The sequence below is a fragment of the Asaccharospora irregularis DSM 2635 genome (assembly GCF_900129815.1).
Taxonomy (GTDB): Bacteria; Bacillota; Clostridia; order Peptostreptococcales; family Peptostreptococcaceae; genus Asaccharospora; species Asaccharospora irregularis.
This window is the reverse complement of sequence record NZ_FQWX01000008.1, coordinates 67,674-86,355: the sequence shown is the minus strand read 5'-3', so window position 1 is coordinate 86,355 and position 18,682 is coordinate 67,674. Positions and strand designations below refer to the sequence as shown.

Here is an 18,682-nt window from a genome sequence, read left to right as displayed (position 1 = left end):
CTCTTACATGAAAATCCATGTATATATTCCTCATGGCATTCTAAGCATTTATGTTTTATATACCCATACTGTATATTTCCACAATTTAAGGCTTTTTGAACTGTATTCGTTATATGCTCACGCATTTCTTTTCTGACTCTGGGTAGTTTTGATATTTTGAACTCCTCAAAGTGGTTTTTTAAAATTACATTTATAATTTTGTTACTTTCATATTTTCTACAATTATTCATATCACTATTATACACAAGTTTTCCACAGGTTTGAATACAATATAATTTCCTTGTAATTAAAAAAATTAGGCTGCATAAATGCACCTAATTTTTTAATCCGCTGTTACTAACTGCTCATTATAATACAACTGTACTTCTTTTACAAAATCACCCTTGTAATCTTCTCTTAAAATATTTTTAACTATATTGTTTATTGTATATTCTTTTGCATAATCATTTAAGTAGTCCGTTGCCCAAGAAACCCTACTTTTTTTCGAATTATCTAGCTCAACTAGTTCAATTCTCGCTATCCCACTTTCATTAACTACAGCTAATATAGGTAATCCGTTGAAACACTGCTCAGATAGCTCTTTTAGTATAATATCTACTTTTTCGTCAATAGTACTTCCCTTTTTGATATCTACATATACTTCTTTTTTTTCGTCCTTAAATACCAATTCAACTGGAATCTTAACTGTTTCGTCATTATAATTTTTCACGTCAAAATTTGAGGCTTTTACTTTTTTTACCATAGCAGAATTATTTGTATCTATTGTTTCATTTTCAGTAGTATTATATGCACTATTCATACATGCTGTACTTAACAATGTAGTAACGACTGTAATTAGACTCACTGCTAATTTATTCATAAGTATCCCTCTGCTTTCAAGTTATCTTGATACTTATTATATCATAGTATAATTATTTTTTTTAGTATTTAAGATTAATTTATAAATAATTTTAACAGCAATCTAAATTATATTAAGTTATTATATACTTACAGTTACTTATATTTACTTATATATATTTATAACTCTTTATAGTTATTTACAGTGGTTTACAGTTGTTTAATGAATATTTATTGCCTTAGCATTGATATTTACATTATATTGATTTTCCAAGTTTAAAAGTTTCTCATTTAGTACTCCATTTATTTGTTTTAAATTGTTGTCTTTAAATTTGCCATCCCTTGATAATACGCTGTTTTCAAATAAATGACTTAAATCAATTATTTCATTTGAATTCATATTAAAATTGAATTTATAATCCTTTATAGGTAATTTTAATTCAACATCCGAACCAATTGAATCTATATTTAAATTTTTTGCTATAGGAATGTTTGATTCAATGTTTATTGAGGAGCCATTAGCCACTTCACCTTTATACTGTGTTATATCCATGTTATCTGCTATAAATCTTTCGGCATTATTTACAAGTATATCCTCATTGTCAGAATGTATATTTACTGATAAAGCATCTATTTTTATATTTTTTATACCCAACAATTCAGTAGGTTTAAGGCTTATCCCTTCAGACGAAACTATTTCTAATTTATCCAGAATAAACTTTTCTTTTGGATTTACTCCGCTTATGAAACTGCCATATCTAGTTTTAAACGATATATTATTTAAAAATACATCATCTTTTATAAATAAATTTCCACCCTCAGTTACTGAATTTATATCAACATCATTTGGAACATAAACAATTATATCTTTATCATATCTTGAAAACATTTCATCCATTCCCTTATTAAATAAATCCTCAAAATTCTTAACCTTATAATTCTTATATGAATTGTTAATTGATTCCTTTATCTCTAAGGTATTACCATTTTCTTTGATAGTATAATTTACAGCTGGATCATTTCCCCTTCTTGTAACCTTAACCGTTTTTTCATCATGCTTTTTTATTTGTATATTAGTAAATTGGGTATATGCAGAGATATTATTAACTTCAACATTTTTTTCATATATACGATGTTCTCTATTTGACTCTTCTTCCTTTTCAAGAGCAAAATTTATAACTGCTGGTACAGCATCAAGTCCAGTCCACACAGATCCTATGATCCCAACTACTATTAAAGCAATAGCAAATATAGAAACTCTTTTATTCATCTAAGCCATCCCCCTTCGTTAAGTCTACTTTCTGTGAATATTCTAAGCCGTCTGAATATTCTAAGTCATCCTTTTTTAATGTTTCTCTTTTCTTAATTGCATTTATATATATACCTCTTGTTTTTAGCCAATGTATATAGTTTTTAAATACTTGTTTTCCCAGTCTAGCTATTAATATAAATATTTGCCATAGTATTATCTGGAACCCTATAAATGCCATAGATGCAAATATACTAAAAACACCTATTTTAGGTATAATTTGAGTGAATTTGACAATAAACGGTAATGCAAATATATAAGTTGCTATTGAACCTATTAAAGTCATTAAATAAGATAGCATAAAAAATATAAACATAGATGCTGGCATAATAAGAAATAAAGATAAAATAACCAATACTATTTTTATAGCTTTTCTAGACAAACTGTTCCCATTTTCATCTAGATCTGGAGTTAATTTTCTACTTATATAATTTTTTAGCTTATTAAATCCTTTTTTCATCTTAATTTTTATATCTTCAATCTTGTCAAATAAAATATCTTTTTTAGAAAGCTCAGATTCATCATTATCCTTTATCTGAGCTACCATCTCGTGGGCTATAGATTTAGGAGAACCTAAAGAACCTATTATCTCCATATCGTTTTTCCCCTCTATAGTTCCATTTACAAAATACTCCTCATAGTCCCTTAATATATCATTTACTTCATCTTCATGGAAATCTTTCTTTAAATAATCTTTTAATATTTCCAAAAACTCTACCCTATTCAAGTTCAAAACCTCCCTCATTTATATTAATTAAAGTGTCTACAGCACTCACAAAATTTTTCCATTCATTCATTAACTTACTTAAATTTTCTCTTCCTAAAGTAGTTATTCTATAATATTTTCTAGCCGGTCCCTCTGTAGACTCTAGTATATATGTTTCAAAATAAGATTCCTTTGTAAGTCTTCTTAAGATTGGATATATTGTCCCTTCATTTACATCGATTACCGTGGATATATTTTTTACTATTTCATAACCGTACATATCTTTTTTTGATATAAGAGCTAATACACAAATTTCTAAAGCTCCTTTTCTAAACTGTGTATTCATGAAACCCCTCCTTTCTAAAAAAATCAATACTGTGTTTTAAACAGTACTGTGTTTCATATTATATTTTCATAATAACACAGTACTATGCTTTACACAATAGTTAAAAATAATATTAAATTAAAGTATTCAATCAGATAATAAAATCAATGAAATTATATACAAATATAAAAACTTCTATCTAAAACTTTAAATGATAATTCTTTGAAATAAATATATAATTTCCTATGCATTATAAAAAACCTTCTCTAAAAGTTAATTTAGAAAAGGTTTTTCATTATATATTGATAATTAAATTATTTTTGAATGTGATTTATTATTAATTTTATTGTTTGGTCTATTGACTTTATATGTGTTCTCTCATATCCGTGTGATGCAAATACTCCCGGTCCTATTAGTGCAAACTTAGCATCCATGCCTGCTTTTAAAGCCGCCGCTGCATCTGATCCATAACTTGGATATATATCAACTTTATAACCTATACTATTTTTCTTGCAAACTTCTATTAAAGTATTAGTAAGCTCATAGTCGTATGGACCGTTAGAGTCTTTGGCGCAAATACATACATCGTACTCAGTAGAATTTTGGCCATCCCCTGGACATCCCATATCTACAGCTATAAACTCAGTTGTATTATTAGGTATAAATGATGATGAACCATGACCTACCTCTTCATAATTGCTAAAATAGAAATTAACTGTATTTTTAAGTTTTATATTGTTTTCTTTTATGTTTCTCATAACTGTTAAAAGAGCTGATACAGAAGCTTTATCATCTAAGTATCTAGATTTTACAAAGTTAGACTCTGTTATTCTTGTTCTTGTATCAAAAGATACTATATCTCCAACCTCTATCCCTAGTTTTTGAACATCATCTTTAGTAAATACCTCTTCATCTATTACTATTTCATAATTTTTACATTCTCTTGGCAATTCTCTAGCATCATTTGCATGTATATGAACAGAAGGTTTTATTGTTTGCAAAGTTCCCTCGTATTTTTTACCTTCTCTAGTATGTATTAGGCAGTTTTCTCCCTCTACTGTATTCATCATGTATCCACCTAATTGTGATACACTTAGTCTACCATTTCCCTTAACTTCTTTGACTATAGCTCCTAGGGTATCTATATGAGCAGATAATGTTGTAGCCTTATTGTTATCTTCTCCCTCTATTGTAGCTATTAACATACCCTTGTTTCCAACTTTATAATCTACATTCATACTTCCTATTTCTTTTTTTAAATACTCTAAAATCTCTTTAGTATATCCTGTTGGACTTGGTATACTTAAAACTTCATTTAAATACTTTTTTATCATGCATGTATTTTCCATTTAGTTACCCCCTATTTTTATTTTATAGCAAATATTATTACTTATTTAACAATATTTCTACTACTAATTATAATACTAATTTTTAAATTATGTAACCCTTATAAAAGTAATATATCATAGAATATATCAGTATTACAGTCATCGTTTTGAGCAAATAACTTATAACATTTTCTTTTAAACTTATAGAGAAATCTAGGCTTTTACAGTATACCATTAAACTAGATAATGGTGAAAGTTTTAATGAAGCCACTAAACCTATTAGTATCCTTATAAAATAATCTTCATTTCCTTTTATTAAATCTATAGCTATTATAGCATTATAAAAATTTACTACCATAAACTCACCTAACTTATTTGAATAAGGCAGTTTTAATAAATTGATAATAGGATAAAAAACATACTTGATATTTTCTATAATTCCTATGTTATTTATTATAATATCTCCCAAGAACAATACAATAATTATATTGGGAGATACATTCATTATCACGTAAATAGCTTCTTCCAAGTTAATAAATATTTTTTTTATTATACTTTCTTTTTTTCTATTATTTATATACTTCTTTATAGCTTTTTTTAGTTTGTCGCTTCGGTGTACGGTTTCCTTGTATGATGTTTTTATATAATATGACTTCTTTTTCTTGTTAATTGGGTAAACTCTAGACAAAATCATGTTAGATAGTATAAAAATTACTAAAAGTATCGGTAAAAAATCTATTGTATCTATATTAAATTCATCGATAATATACTTTATCATAGGTATAGACAATACTGAAAAATTTAATACTAACATGCAAGCTTCATTTTCTCTTATTTTACCACTTTTATACAGCCTATTAGTCATATAAAATCCACAAAAACAATCTGTAAAAATATACACCATTATATTTACTATTGTTTTTCCACTTAATTTAAATGCCTTCTTTGTAATTGTGTGAAAGTATGACTCTACTATATCCAATAATCCATAATCGAAGAAAACCATAAATATAGCAGCTAGTGGTAACAGAGTTGTCAAATTTAATATTATATCTTTTAGTATAAGTGTTGTGTTGTCACTAATGAGAAAAACTTTATTAGAGCCAAAGAACACATCTATGATTATAAGTACACTTAGTAATTTAATGTATATAAACATCTTTTTAAGATTAAATTTTTCTCCTCTAGAAATAAATATATTTTTTATCCCCCCCAAAGACACAAACACTACAGTACATATCTTTATAAAATTCCCACCGTAATGTTGTAGCTTATATGACATATGATATATCAATGTTTTTGTCTGACTATCTAGTCTTATAGGAACAAAAAATACCACTACTCCAATTAATGAATATATAATTACTTTTATTATTTCTAAAGACTCAAAATCTCCTCCTAGTTCCCTTTCATCCAGCTTGTTTGTATTTTCCACGCTATCACCCCTATTAAGTTTTTCAACTTTAAGCAAATATCTCCTTCTAAAACCGTTAAAATTTATTCACATTGATTAAATATAAATGTGAATGTATAATATTATAATTGAGGTATTTTATTAAATGAGGTGATAATTTGATTGATATAAATAAAAGTAAGACTATTTTAATACTTACAGCTCAATTTGGCGCCGGTCATGTCAGTGTAGCCAATGCAATCAAGGACTACATTACGGAGTATAATCCTTCTTATAATATTGTAATTCAAAACTTTATAAATGCTAGTATACCTAAGATGAATGAACCAATGATTAGACTTTATGAAAAAAACACAAAGTATACCCCTGGCTTATATAATTATTACTATTATTTAAAGAAATGTTTTGATTCTAAATATGATATTGCACATATGATATATACTCCTAAGCTTACAGACTACATACTAGATATAAAACCGGATTTGATTATATCAACTTTTCCCCTGGCTGCTGCATGTGTGAATAACTTTAGAAAGAGTTATCCTAATTCAAATGTATCTACTCTAACTGTTGTTACAGATGTTGTTGACAGTCTTGAATGGGTATATCCAACTACAGATATGTATTTTGTTCCTTCTTCAGAAATAAAAAACAGATTTGTTCAAAAAGGGATTAATCCTGATTCAGTAAAGGTTACTGGAGTACCCGTTAATAGAAACTTTTACTGCAACGAAAAAAATTTTGTCCCTGGTAAGTATAGGCTACTTCTTTTGGGAGGAGGAAGAGGGCTGTTTGACTTTGATGAGGATTTTATGCATTGGATTGATGACTTCATAAAAGACAACAAAGATAAACTAGAGGTCACAATTGTCACCGGTAAAAACGATAAACTTTATGATAACTTAACCAATAAAAATCCAGTTTCTAATATAAAAGTACTTGGATTTGTGACAGATATGTATAATCTAGTAAAAGAATACGATATAATGCTTACAAAACCGGGTGGTGCAACGCTGTTTGAGGCAATACACTCTAACACTCCGATAATAGTTAAGATTCCAAAAGTAGGACAAGAAATTGAAAACTCAAAGTTTTTAATAGACAAAGGGCTTGGGTTTGTTTATAGAGACAATAAAGACCTTAAAGATATTTTTTACAAAATATCCTCTGGTGAATTTGACTCATTTATAAATTTTATGAAAAACAATATATCTGATTTTAAATATTTTATACATCCAGATGAAATCCCAAATTATATATCCGAATTAATAAATAGCAAGGCATAAATTATGCCTTGCTATTTATTAATTTTGTTATTTATTAACTTCTTTGTATTCAATCAAACTAATTATCCTCTTTTTATCATCTACAGATTTATACCTTCTTCTATTTTTTTTTATATCATACGACCTAAAGTCTGACTTGGTTTTTAAGACAATCAAATTTAAAAAATATAATTCTGCTGTTAAAAAACACAGCTCCACTAACATTTCTAGACTAGATGTATTATAATAATTTGCCTCTCCATAGACTCCTATTGAGTATATCTTTAGAAAACTTAAAAATAGCATATTCATTAAAATCAAATTGGAAAGCTTATTAAACTCTGTATCTACCTTGTTCTTTTTTAAAACTGAATATATACACAAAATACTATATCCACCAGATTTCAAAGCATCTTGATAAACCTCTCTAACTACATTTTTCCCAAAGTAGTTAGCAATAATAATTAATATAGCAATTACTATTAAAGATCCAGTATCATAAATATACCTATGGTAATCAGAAATAATATTTTTCTTAAGTAAATTAATAACTAAATAGATTATAAAAATAATCGATGCAGATACATTAATTCTCCTAATTTTTCTAATGCTAACTATAGAGTATATAATACAAATAATAATAGATATTATAGCAACGTGTATTAAATATTTATCATCAAATACATTACATAGAAGAATAGGAGTAGCGATGTAGACAAATAAATCTGTTGTTAATTTTTTTTTCACCTGAATCTGCCCCCTTTTTTGAATTCAGAGAATTTTCTATATTTTTTAAATTTTCAGTTATTTATAGATTCTACATTATATTACATATTCCTTCTAATATTTATTTATTTTTATATGAACAATTAATTAAATATCCTCTATACCTGTAATAGGATCTATATTTTTGTCATTAACTATCATTTCAAAGTGAACATGATTTCCTGTAGAATCCCCCGTAGACCCAACTTTTGCTATCAATTCACCTTTTCTTACTACGTCTCCTTCTTCTACTATATTTATAAAATTATGAGCATAAATTGTTACCTTGCCATCAAAGTGTTTTATTTTTACAACATTCCCGTATCCATTTTGAACTCCTGAAAATATAACTATACCATCATCAGACGACAATATATCTGTATTCTCAGGGGCTGGTATATCTACTCCTCTGTGAAATTTCAAACTACTTGTTATTGGATGTACCCTATATCCATAAGGCGAACTTACCTCTTCATACTCTTTAACAGGCCATTGGCCCTTTATAAATTCTAAGTTGTTTTCTTTAATTTCAATTTGCTTTTCCTGTTGAATAATTTTTTCAAGTTTAGCCTCTTCTATTGCAGATTCTTCTAAATTTCTTAGTAAAAGTTCCTTATATGTGTCGTAATTTAAGTTTTTCTCTGATGAACTCAACTTTATACACTCCTGATCATCGCTATTACACTTGCTTATATTATTTATATTCTCTATCTCTCTTTTTAATTCTTTTCGGTATTTATTATTTAAAATTAGTAGTTCTAAATTATCTTTTTCCAAAGAATATGAATCTACTATGTATATACTTACTGAAAAAATAAGAGTTAATACTGTACCTATAAGTAAATTTATACTTTTTTTCATATTTTTATCAGCTCCTTTTCAATCTATTTACTAGTATTAACCAATTAATATAAATTTATTACATATTATTAACATCTAATTTAATCACCAATTCGGTCTATTTTAAATACTATATATTAATAGAAAGATCTATCCGAGTATTTATTAAAGGGGGTTTTATTTTTGAATAATTTATCTGGGATAATATCATTTATTTTTCTACTATTGTACGCCTTACTTTATATAATGAGAGACTTGTACGTTTTTTCTAATAACTTCATCATAAGAAAATATATAAATAAAACTCTTCCTTTGCTAACTAAATGTAATTCGCTTTTTCTAATCGCTTCTTTTATATTTTCTTTAGTGCATCTTTCTCATCTCTACGCAAAAGTTCCTCATCTAAACCAAGTATATATTATTATGCTTTTAATTCTATTTGCACTAAAAAATACATACTTAAAGCCTAGTAATATAAAATATGTGCACCTTTTTAATTTTTCCTTCTACTTGCTAACATTTAGTTTAATTATCCACCTAACATGTGATATATAGTTGCAATAAAAAAGCTTATTAACTAAAGTTATCTAAACACTAATAACCTTAGTATAATAAGCTTTTTATATAAAAATTAATCTAATATTTTTTATTTAAACACCCTTTTTTCAAAATCATCTATAGGCATAGGTTTTGCAAATAAATAACCTTGTGCTAAATCACAATCATTGTCAATTAAAAATTTAGCTTGGCTCTCTGTTTCTATTCCCTCAAATAATACAACTAACCCTAATGACTTAGCCATCTTTATAACATAGGATACTATTATTTTTACATTAATATCAATATCCCCGTTCTTGAAAAACTCTTTATCGAGTTTAAGAGTATCAACCGGTAAATCCTTTAGAAGATTTAGAGACGAATATCCTGAACCAAAATCATCAATTGAAAGTATAAACCCCTTGGATTTAAGTTCATTCATAACTCTCATTAGATTATCTGTATCCTCTAAAAATACACTTTCTGTAAGTTCAAGTTCAATTAGATTTGTTGGTATTTTATACTTATTAACCAAGCCAAACAATCTTTCTGTAAACCTACTATCCTTCAAATGTACACGTGATACATTTACTGATATAGGTATAACTTGTTTTTTTTCATCTATCCATCTTCTAATAGTAGAAAATACTTCCTCATATACATAAAAGTCCAGGTTTACAATAAATCCATTTCTTTCAAGTACCGGAATAAAATCTACAGGTGGCATTATAGTTCCATCAGATAGTTTCCATCTCACCAGAGCCTCTGCTCCTACAAATTTTCTAGTTTTTATATCGACTTTAGGCTGTAGATATACTAAAAATTCTTTATTATTTACTGCATAAAACATTCTGTTTTCGATTTTGTTTTCTTTTTTTATTTTTTGATGTATTCTATTGTCATATATCACACAGGTATTTTCGTGAACACCTTTTCTAGTTTTGCGTGCTATATTCGCTCTATCCATAATTATAGATAAATCCTTATCCTCTGGTTGAATAACATACACGCCACTTGTAATTGCTAATTTACAGCTTATAAACTTATCTTTGCGCATATCCTCAACTTTTTCTGCTATATAAGCTAGTCTTAATTTTATTTCCTCAATTTCTTCGTATTTTAAAAGCAAAATAAATTTATCCTCTGAGGCTCTACATGCCAGCTCATTATCTCCGACTTCATCCACTAGAATTTTTCCAAATCCGATTAATATTCTGTTGCCAACCTCATAACCAAGTTCATCATTTATATTTTTAAATCTATCAAAATCACAGTACACTAAAGCATATTTATTACTTTTCCTAAATTTCAATATCTTCTCTGCTTCTATTTGAAATCTACTCAGAGTAGAAATCCTTGTCAACATATCCGTATATGTCACAGTTTCAACATATTTTGTTATATCACTACAACATATCAGTACAGATTCTTCTCCCTCTATCCACTCAAATCTACTAGCCCTTACATTAACCCAAGTATAACTTTTGATATCGTATATATCGCGCGTATACATTTTCGTATCCCCACTCAACTCTGCTATAGGACATATTTTACATAAGATTGAATTTCCACCTATATATTCATAACATGTCATACCCACCTCTACCCCTGGTAGAGACTGCTTTATTCTAGGGCTTATATACTGTAATTTATATGTCTTAGGATTAACTACATACGCCCACAAACCTTGACTATCTACTATCGCCCTTGTCAATAAATTTTCTTTTTTAAGTTTTTCACTCTTTCTCAACTTGACTATGTATCCTGTTATTATTTTTGAGAGCATCATAAGGGATCTAATATCAGAAATCTCCCAAAATCTTTTTCTCTCGCAATCATCAAATCCTATAAATCCTTTAAATTCCTCATTTATCTTGCACTGAAGTATTGCTTTTATCCCCTGTTTATTTAATATTTCATACAACTCAGGTGAGTAATTTTTAAGTATTTCTATATCCCTAAAATGTAGTATTCCATCTTCATCAAAATAGTCATCATAAGTATATGTTGAAACTACATCTATTTTTTGCAGATTATCAATTTGTGGATTGATTCCATCCGCACACCATTCATATGTATTTCTACAGTACTTACCATCATCACTATTTTCAAATATATAAGTACGACTTACCCCATAATAGTTACCTATTATTTCTAATGCCTTATTGATTCCGTCTTTTATACTTTCACTTTTTAAAAAATTATTGACAACTATACTTACAATCCTCTTATCAACATTTGGATTTTCCACTGAGTTAGCAACCTGTTCAAGCCTCTCCATATAATTATTGTGTATTTGAAAACAATCTTTACCATTGTACTTTACATTATTTAAGGCCAAATCAGCTTTTTTAAAAAGTTCATCATATGTAGTCCCATCTGAAGGATATATTGAAATTCCTATACTACAGGAAATTTTATAATTATCATCACCATTGATACATGTTTCCCTAAATGCCTTACAAATCTCGTTTGCCTTGTCATATATTATATCCTTATTTTTTATGTCTTTTATAAATACAACAAAGCCATCTCCGCCTACTCTCCCTATAATATCATCACGTCGAATTAAGCTCTTTACCTTACATCCCGTTTCAGCTAATACAAAGTCCCCTACCATATGACCTAAATTGTCATTTATATCTTTAAAATCGTCGATGTCTGTAATCATAAAACAATGTCTTTTATTTCGCCCTTCACCTAATAAGTACTCTTCTATATTTTTCTTAGTAAAATCCTTGTTGTAAAGACCTGTCAACGAGTCTATTGAAACACTACAGGACATCGTATCAACTATTGCTCTAAGCCTTTCATTTTCATTTTTTATATAGGTTATATCTGCTATATAAGCATTCAATAAATCCACCATTTGATTATCGTGGTTTCTATATCCATTTATAGACAGCTAAGCTAAGTCCCCATTCTTCTTTACTACTCTAAACTCTATATTTATATAAGATTCTTCTTTAGAATTGTATAATAACTTGTGAACAAGTTTATCTTTATCTTTATAATAAGTAATCTTAAGCAAAGAACTATTAAAATCATCCTTAAATTCATCCTGTGTATAGCCAACTAAATTGTAATAAATACTATTAGCTTTGATCACCGTTAAATTATCATTTAATTCTATATTGATAAGTCCAATTAGTACATCTTTGCAGTCTCCGTCCATTTTCACTAAACATTCATCCATAAAATTCCCAACCATTCACAAAATTATTTTTATATATTCACTTAATATTCCACAAATTTTCATATTTTTTTACTTAAACATTCTTTTAATGACTAATTTTTTCCATCTTTATTTTATTATATATCATTTCATTCCTTTTATGATAATTTACAAATACATTTTAGATAATATTTATATTTTTTATATCATATATATGACTATACTGATATCCACAATAAAGATTAATTCAATAAACTAATAGGGGAATTTATTATGATTAAAAGAAAGAAAATAATTTTAAACGCTGTTATCTTAACCTTGAGTACTATGATGCTAGGCTTTGTTGGAATGATCTTTAGAGTTTACCTATCCAACAAGATAGGTGCTGAGGGTATGGGCCTATTCCAACTTATAATGAGTATTAATATTATGACATCTACATTTGCAATATCAGGTATAAGAGTAACTCTTACCCGCCTTGTTGCTGAAGAACTAGCTAAAGGTAATCCTGTAGATAATATTGTTAAAAAAGGATTTGTCTACAGTCTTATATTTAGTATTACAGCTGCTGTGTTACTTTACAACAATGCAGAGTTTATTAGTATACTTTTCTTAAAAGATGTTAGAGCAATTGTTCCACTTAAAATTCTATCTTGTAGTCTACCATTTACAGGTATATGTGCATGCCTAAACGGTTATTTTTATGGTGCAAGAAAGGTCACTAAGAGCGTAGGTGCAGATATACTTGAAAGCTGTATAATGATTGGTATAATATTATTTTCTATAAATACTTTTTCATCAAAAGATTTAGAATACACTTGCTCGTTAATCTGCCTTTCCATGTCAATTAGCATATTAATATCAACCTTTTACCTATATATCCTATATATATTTGATAGAAATAGGATATATAAGGTTAAATACTGCAAAGAAAAGGCATTTACACTTTTACATATTTTAAATATTTCATTGCCCATAGCATGTAGTGCATACATACAAACGTCCCTAAAAACTGTGGAAGACATACTTATACCTAGTAAGCTAAGACAATTCGGTTCATCTAACTCTTCATCATTGGCTATATTTGGTATGGTCAAAGGTATGGTATTGCCACTATTAGTGTTTCCATCTATATTCCTTGCCTCGTTTTCTACACTTATAATCCCTGAAATAGCAGAGGCAAATACTTTAAATAAAAATAAATATCTAAACTATATTCTATCTAGAGTAATTAAGTTTACCTTGATACTTGCTATGTTTGCCACAGGGCTATTTATTGTATTTTCAACTGAACTTAGTATTTCTATATATAATAATCATAGATTAAGTGCAATTGTTAGAATACTCTCTCCTTTAATACCTCTAATGTATTTGGATAGAATAGTAGACGGAAGTTTAAATGCACTTAATCAACAGATGAAAACTTTAAAGTACAATTTGATAGATATATCCGTAAAAATATTTATGATTTGTTTTCTAATACCTAGATATGGTATTGAAGGTTTCTTTTTAGTACTTTTTATAAGCACAATATTAAACTCATCTTTAAGTATAAACAGACTTCTAAAGGTAACTAAACTACAATTTGATATACTAGACTGGGTTATAAACCCTATTTTAAGTATCATAATATCATGTTTTACAGTAAAAATACTTTTTAGAGTCATAGGAATATCACAATTTATTATATCGCAAATAATTACTGTTGCTTTACTATACTTTATTTTTCTACTACTATTTAAATGTGTTACTAAAAGAGATATATCTTGGTTCATAGATGGATTTAAGCAGGATATAAAACAAATAGATTGGAATAACATTCGTATTTACAAACAGTTCTAATAAAAATATTTCTAGTTTTAAATTACCGCTTCAAAATACCAAAGGAATGAAAGAGGGAAATTCCCTCTTTCTTATTTTTATAATGCATAGGAAATTATATTCATTTTCAGACTGTTGATAAATATAATTTTCGTATATGCATTTCAAAAAAATTATCCTTTAAAAGTTTTAGATAGAAAATTTTTTTATTTTGTTTTATAGATTTTATTTATTGAATCTATTACATAATCTATATCTTCGTAACTATTAAAGTGTCCAAAACTAAATCTAACCGTACCTCTCGGAAAAGTATTTAAAGTCTTGTGAGCTGAAGGGGCACAATGTAGACCACTTCTAGTTGATATCCCATAATTTTTGTCTAGATTGTGGCAAACTATACCATTATCTAAGTCCTTAAAATCCAATGACACAACTGCGGTTCTATCAACAATATCTTTTTTACCAATAAGTAGTTTTTCATCTATATTCATTATCTTTTCTATAAACCTACTGGTTAGATCTATTTCCTTATTGTAAATACTTTCTAAGCCTGTTTTTAATAAGTAATTTAGTGATGCGTTAAGCCCAAAAATCCCAGGTACATTAGGAGTCCCACTTTCGAACTTATCTGGCATATACGTTGGTTGAACTTCTAACTCTGATAAACTCCCCGTTCCTCCCTCTATAAGAGGACTTACTCTTTCAACCAACTCTTCCTTTATTAAAAATCCGCCTATTCCTTGTGGTCCCAAAAGACCTTTATGACCTGTAAAGCATAATATATCTATGTTGTCTTTTTTTATATCTATATCTAAAACTCCAGCTGTCTGTGCACTATCAACTATAAATATTTTGTTGTATTTTTTACATAGTTCTCCTATTTTTCTTATAGGCAAAACTGTTCCACATACATTAGAAGCATGTGTCATTACTATAGCTTTTGTATTTTCACTTATAGCATTTTCTATATCCTCTATAGATATTTCTCCTAAAATATTGCCGTTTACTTTAGTTATTGTAACTCCCCTTTGTTTCATAGAAGTTAGTGGCCTCATTACGGCATTGTGTTCCATAGAAGATACTACAACATTATCTCCTTCTCTCAAAAGACCTTTCAAAACTACATTTAAACTCGTGGTTATATTTTGAGTAAATACTACATTTTCTGCAGTTTTAAAGTTAAATAAATCACATATTAATTCCCTAGTTTCATATACTGTGTTCTCTGCCTTAAATGATGTAGAGTATACACCTCGGTTAACATTGCACCCTATATTATTTATGTAATCGAGTACTGTTTCTCCCACAAAAGGAGCCTTTGGATAAGAAGTTGCGCCATTGTCACAATATACCCTTTTCATATTTTACCCCCTGAAGTTAACTTATTATTTGTATATGCCAATTTAGTAATCGATTTTTTCTATAAAATATACTTCTATTATTCGATTTTTCTATATTGACACACAATATAATAGTTAAAACTTAAATTTATGCTAATATGTATTTGAACCACTCTCAATTACATATTAGCAAATTTTATACAAGGAGGCAATTTTATGAAAGAAAAAAGAGGGATTATAATTGGTGGTGCCATTATTGGACTACTCGCTGTCGTATCTGTGTTTTTAGGAAATCCTAAAAATATGGGAATATGTATAGCTTGTTTTATAAGAGACACCGCAGGATCATTAGGTCTTCATAAGGCAGAAGTGGTACAATATGTTAGACCTGAAATTATAGGTATGGTTTTAGGAGCATTTATTATTTCATTTTTCAAGAAAGAGTTCTCATCTAGTGGAGGTTCTTCTCCGTTTATAAGATTTTGTTTAGGGTTTATGATAATGATTGGTGCACTTATGTTTTTAGGGTGTCCAACAAGAATGGTATTAAGATTAGCAGGAGGAGATCTTAACGCACTATTTGGTATAGCAGGATTCGCTTGCGGTATTTTTATAGGTATTCTATTCTTAAACAAAGGATTTTCTCTTAAAAGAAACTATAAGCAAACCAAGTTTGAAGGTTTCGTTTTCCCTGTTATAAACATCGCTTTATTTATTTTATTAGTAACGTCTTCTGGCGTTTTGATATTCTCTAAAGAAGGACCTGGTTCTATGCATGCACCAGCATATATAGCATTAGCTATAGGACTTATATCTGGTGTTATATGTCAAAGAACTAGATTATGCATGGTTGGTGGTATAAGAGATTTAGTGCTATTTAAAGATTCTTACTTAATTTCAGGATTTTTGGCTATATTAGTAGCCGCTTTTATAGGTAATTTATTATTTGGATTTGTTAATGTAGGCTTTGCAGAACAGCCAATAGCACATACTGATGGCCTATGGAATTTCTTAGGAATGGTTGTTGCTGGATGGGGTTCTGTACTTTTAGGTGGATGCCCAATGAGACAGTTAATATTAGCTGGTGAAGGAAATATCGACTCTGTAATAACAATTTTAGGTATGTTAGTTGGAGCTGCTTTTGCACACAACTTTAAACTGGCATCTTCTCCTGAAGGGCCTACTCCTAACGGCAAAATTGCTATTTTACTATGTTTCTTAGCACTAGGATTAATAGCTTATTTCTGTAGTAAATCTAAATCTAATAGCAAGGTGAAAGGAGATGTTAAAGTTGGTTAAATTAGATGCTAGAGGTCTATCTTGTCCTCAACCAGTACTAATGACAAAAAAGGGATTAAAATTAAATCCTGAAGGTATAGAAGTTTTAGTTGATAACAATACTGCCTGTATGAATGTTAAAAAATTTATGACACACGCTGGTTACAAAGTTTCTATATCAGAATCTGAAGATGAATTTACTTTAACAGCAAGTAAATAGGTTCTATGAAATATTTCGCTACGTTTTTTACACATTCTGCAGCAATTAAATTTTCAAGATATTTAACTAAAAATAAAATTGAAAATGAATCGTGTCCTGTACCTAGAAAACTTAGTTCTAACTGTGGTATAGGTGTAAGTTTTCATTACGATTTAGATGATGTAGATAATTTATATATCGATGATTTAGAAAAAATATACTATGCAGACAATGATAAGTATACCCTATATAGAAACTTTGATGAATTCGAATAGGGGCTATATATCTAAATAAAAGAAAAAGCTTATTATTTAAATAATAAGCTTTTTCTTTTACATATATTCTGATGTTTCTGTAGGTAATCCCTTTTTCTCCAACTTATACTCTATTATGTCTTTGATTATTGAATAGATTATAGCAAATATAGGAACCCCTATTATCATTCCAACTATACCTAAGAATTTTCCAAACACTAAGAGAGAAAATAATATCCAAAACGGCGATATACCTATGGAATCTCCAAGTATCTTAGGTCCTATAAAGTTGCCATCTATCTGCTGAATTATTAGTATGATTAAGAGTAACCACAGAGCCTTTATAGGCGAAACAAATAAAACTATTATCGCTGATGGTATAGCACCAAAGCAAGGTCCAAAAAAAGGAATAATGTTTGTAATCGCAATTATAACAGATATAAGTATTGTATAAGGCATCCTAACTAATGTTAAAACAAAAAATGTCAGTACACCAATTATCAATGAATCCAGTATCTTGCCACCTAGAAACTTTCCAAAAGTTTTGTTGCTTCTATCTGATAGTTCTAGTATTTTACTGGCGTGTTCTTTTTGAAATAAAGCATGAGTTACTTTTCTTCCAAGCGCAAAAAACTTTTCCTTGTCAGTTAACAGATACCCAGATACTATTATTCCCAGTATTATATTCCAAATACTAGAAACTATTGTCTTTAATAGATTTCCAAGTAAAGGAATGAGCTGTGTAAAAGTATTAATTATATAATTGACAAAATCATTCCACTTATCGACTGCCAAGTTAAAATATTCTTCTTTTATATTTAGTCTAAGTAAATATTTATCTAGGGTTTCTGTCGCTCTATTTACATATTCAGGTATATCATTAGCTAGTCCTACTACACTTTCTATTAACTGCGGTAAAACAAAATGCATAAATAAATAAAGTAGCAAAAATGCAGTCAAATATGTCAATAAAAGACCTAAATATCTTCTAGGTTTCTTCTTTATATTTTCAAAACCGTTTAACTTAAATAGTCTTTCTTCATAAAATTTTAATATGAAATTTAATATATAAGCCATTGAAAATCCTATAATAAATGGCTGTAGTATTACCATAGCCCCATCTATTGTTCTTGCAAAAACATCAATCCTCGATGCTATAATATAAAATGCACTGCATAGACAGATGACTATAAATGAATATACTGCTATTGTTGTATACTTAGTGTTAAAGTTTATCTTCATTTTTCCCTCCAAAACGACTTAACTACTAACACTAATTATACACAATA

General features: G+C 28.3%; 18 protein-coding genes. 5 read left to right on the top strand and 13 right to left on the bottom strand.

Annotated elements, in window-relative coordinates:
* The 7 genes from BUB34_RS12935 to BUB34_RS05435 form a co-directional block, all read right to left on the bottom strand.
* A partial coding sequence (locus BUB34_RS12935) for a transposase zinc-binding domain-containing protein (RefSeq protein WP_200787861.1) occupies positions 1–245 on the bottom strand: 245 nt, incomplete at its 3' end.
* Between the two features lie 77 nt (positions 246–322).
* Entirely contained in the window at positions 323–859 is a 537-nt protein-coding gene (locus BUB34_RS05460; protein ID WP_073125073.1) for a hypothetical protein, read from the bottom strand.
* A gap of 198 nt (positions 860–1,057) precedes the next feature.
* Entirely contained in the window at positions 1,058–2,107 is a 1,050-nt protein-coding gene (locus tag BUB34_RS05455) for a DUF4097 family beta strand repeat-containing protein (protein WP_073125071.1), read from the bottom strand.
* On the bottom strand, positions 2,100–2,873 hold the full coding sequence (locus BUB34_RS05450) for a DUF1700 domain-containing protein (RefSeq protein ID WP_073125069.1): 774 nt from the start codon (positions 2,871–2,873) through the stop codon (positions 2,100–2,102). The genes BUB34_RS05455 and BUB34_RS05450 overlap by 8 nt, the downstream gene beginning before the upstream one ends.
* The gene (locus BUB34_RS05445; protein ID WP_073125067.1) at positions 2,866–3,198 is read right to left on the bottom strand and encodes a PadR family transcriptional regulator; all 333 of its coding nucleotides are present in this window, start codon (positions 3,196–3,198) and stop codon (positions 2,866–2,868) included. Before BUB34_RS05445 ends, BUB34_RS05450 begins: the two co-directional genes overlap by 8 nt.
* 293 nt (positions 3,199–3,491) lie before the next feature.
* Positions 3,492–4,526 carry a M42 family metallopeptidase gene (locus BUB34_RS05440; RefSeq protein WP_073125065.1) on the bottom strand — a complete coding sequence of 345 codons (1,035 nt, stop codon included), beginning with the start codon at positions 4,524–4,526 and terminating at the stop codon, positions 3,492–3,494.
* An 82-nt stretch (positions 4,527–4,608) separates the two neighbouring features.
* The gene (locus BUB34_RS05435; RefSeq protein ID WP_143153319.1) at positions 4,609–5,940 is read right to left on the bottom strand and encodes a hypothetical protein; all 1,332 of its coding nucleotides are present in this window, start codon (positions 5,938–5,940) and stop codon (positions 4,609–4,611) included.
* 146 nt (positions 5,941–6,086) lie between these two features.
* Between BUB34_RS05435 and BUB34_RS05430 the strand changes: the two genes are divergently transcribed.
* Positions 6,087–7,205: an MGDG synthase family glycosyltransferase gene (locus tag BUB34_RS05430; protein WP_143153322.1), complete on the top strand. Its 1,119-nt coding sequence runs from the start codon at positions 6,087–6,089 to the stop codon at positions 7,203–7,205.
* A gap of 27 nt (positions 7,206–7,232) precedes the next feature.
* Here the strand turns inward: BUB34_RS05430 and BUB34_RS05425 are convergent, their stop codons facing one another.
* The 4 genes from BUB34_RS05425 to BUB34_RS05410 form a co-directional block, all read right to left on the bottom strand.
* Positions 7,233–7,931: a hypothetical protein gene (locus BUB34_RS05425; RefSeq protein WP_073125059.1), complete on the bottom strand. Its 699-nt coding sequence runs from the start codon at positions 7,929–7,931 to the stop codon at positions 7,233–7,235.
* Between the two features lie 126 nt (positions 7,932–8,057).
* Positions 8,058–8,810, bottom strand: a complete 753-nt coding sequence (locus tag BUB34_RS05420) for a M23 family metallopeptidase (protein WP_073125057.1) — start codon at positions 8,808–8,810, stop codon at positions 8,058–8,060.
* A gap of 625 nt (positions 8,811–9,435) precedes the next feature.
* On the bottom strand, positions 9,436–12,183 hold the full coding sequence (locus tag BUB34_RS05415; RefSeq protein ID WP_073125055.1) for a bifunctional diguanylate cyclase/phosphodiesterase: 2,748 nt from the start codon (positions 12,181–12,183) through the stop codon (positions 9,436–9,438).
* A 48-nt stretch (positions 12,184–12,231) separates the two neighbouring features.
* Positions 12,232–12,522, bottom strand: coding sequence for a PAS domain-containing protein (locus BUB34_RS05410; RefSeq protein WP_207647849.1), 291 nt, complete (start codon positions 12,520–12,522; stop codon positions 12,232–12,234).
* Positions 12,523–12,774: 252 nt separating this feature from the next.
* Between BUB34_RS05410 and BUB34_RS05405 the strand changes: the two genes are divergently transcribed.
* Positions 12,775–14,343: an oligosaccharide flippase family protein gene (locus BUB34_RS05405; protein WP_242948830.1), complete on the top strand. Its 1,569-nt coding sequence runs from the start codon at positions 12,775–12,777 to the stop codon at positions 14,341–14,343.
* A gap of 185 nt (positions 14,344–14,528) precedes the next feature.
* On the opposite strand, the gene BUB34_RS05400 is transcribed toward BUB34_RS05405, so the two are convergent.
* Positions 14,529–15,683 carry an aminotransferase class V-fold PLP-dependent enzyme gene (locus tag BUB34_RS05400; RefSeq protein WP_073125050.1) on the bottom strand — a complete coding sequence of 385 codons (1,155 nt, stop codon included), beginning with the start codon at positions 15,681–15,683 and terminating at the stop codon, positions 14,529–14,531.
* A 195-nt stretch (positions 15,684–15,878) separates the two neighbouring features.
* Between BUB34_RS05400 and yedE the strand changes: the two genes are divergently transcribed.
* The 3 genes from yedE to BUB34_RS05385 are packed head-to-tail and all read left to right on the top strand — an operon-like array spanning position 15,879 to position 17,414.
* Positions 15,879–16,961, top strand: a complete 1,083-nt coding sequence (gene yedE, locus BUB34_RS05395) for a YedE family putative selenium transporter (protein ID WP_073125047.1) — start codon at positions 15,879–15,881, stop codon at positions 16,959–16,961.
* Positions 16,945–17,160, top strand: a complete 216-nt coding sequence (locus tag BUB34_RS05390; protein WP_073125045.1) for a sulfurtransferase TusA family protein — start codon at positions 16,945–16,947, stop codon at positions 17,158–17,160. The genes yedE and BUB34_RS05390 overlap by 17 nt, the downstream gene beginning before the upstream one ends.
* Positions 17,161–17,165: 5 nt before the next feature.
* Complete coding sequence (locus BUB34_RS05385; RefSeq protein ID WP_073125043.1) at positions 17,166–17,414, top strand: DUF3343 domain-containing protein; 249 nt, start codon at positions 17,166–17,168, stop codon at positions 17,412–17,414.
* Positions 17,415–17,471: 57 nt separating this feature from the next.
* On the opposite strand, the gene BUB34_RS05380 is transcribed toward BUB34_RS05385, so the two are convergent.
* A complete protein-coding gene (locus BUB34_RS05380) occupies positions 17,472–18,635 on the bottom strand; it encodes an AI-2E family transporter (protein WP_073125041.1) in 1,164 nt (387 codons plus the stop codon).
* Positions 18,636–18,682 lie beyond the last annotated feature (47 nt).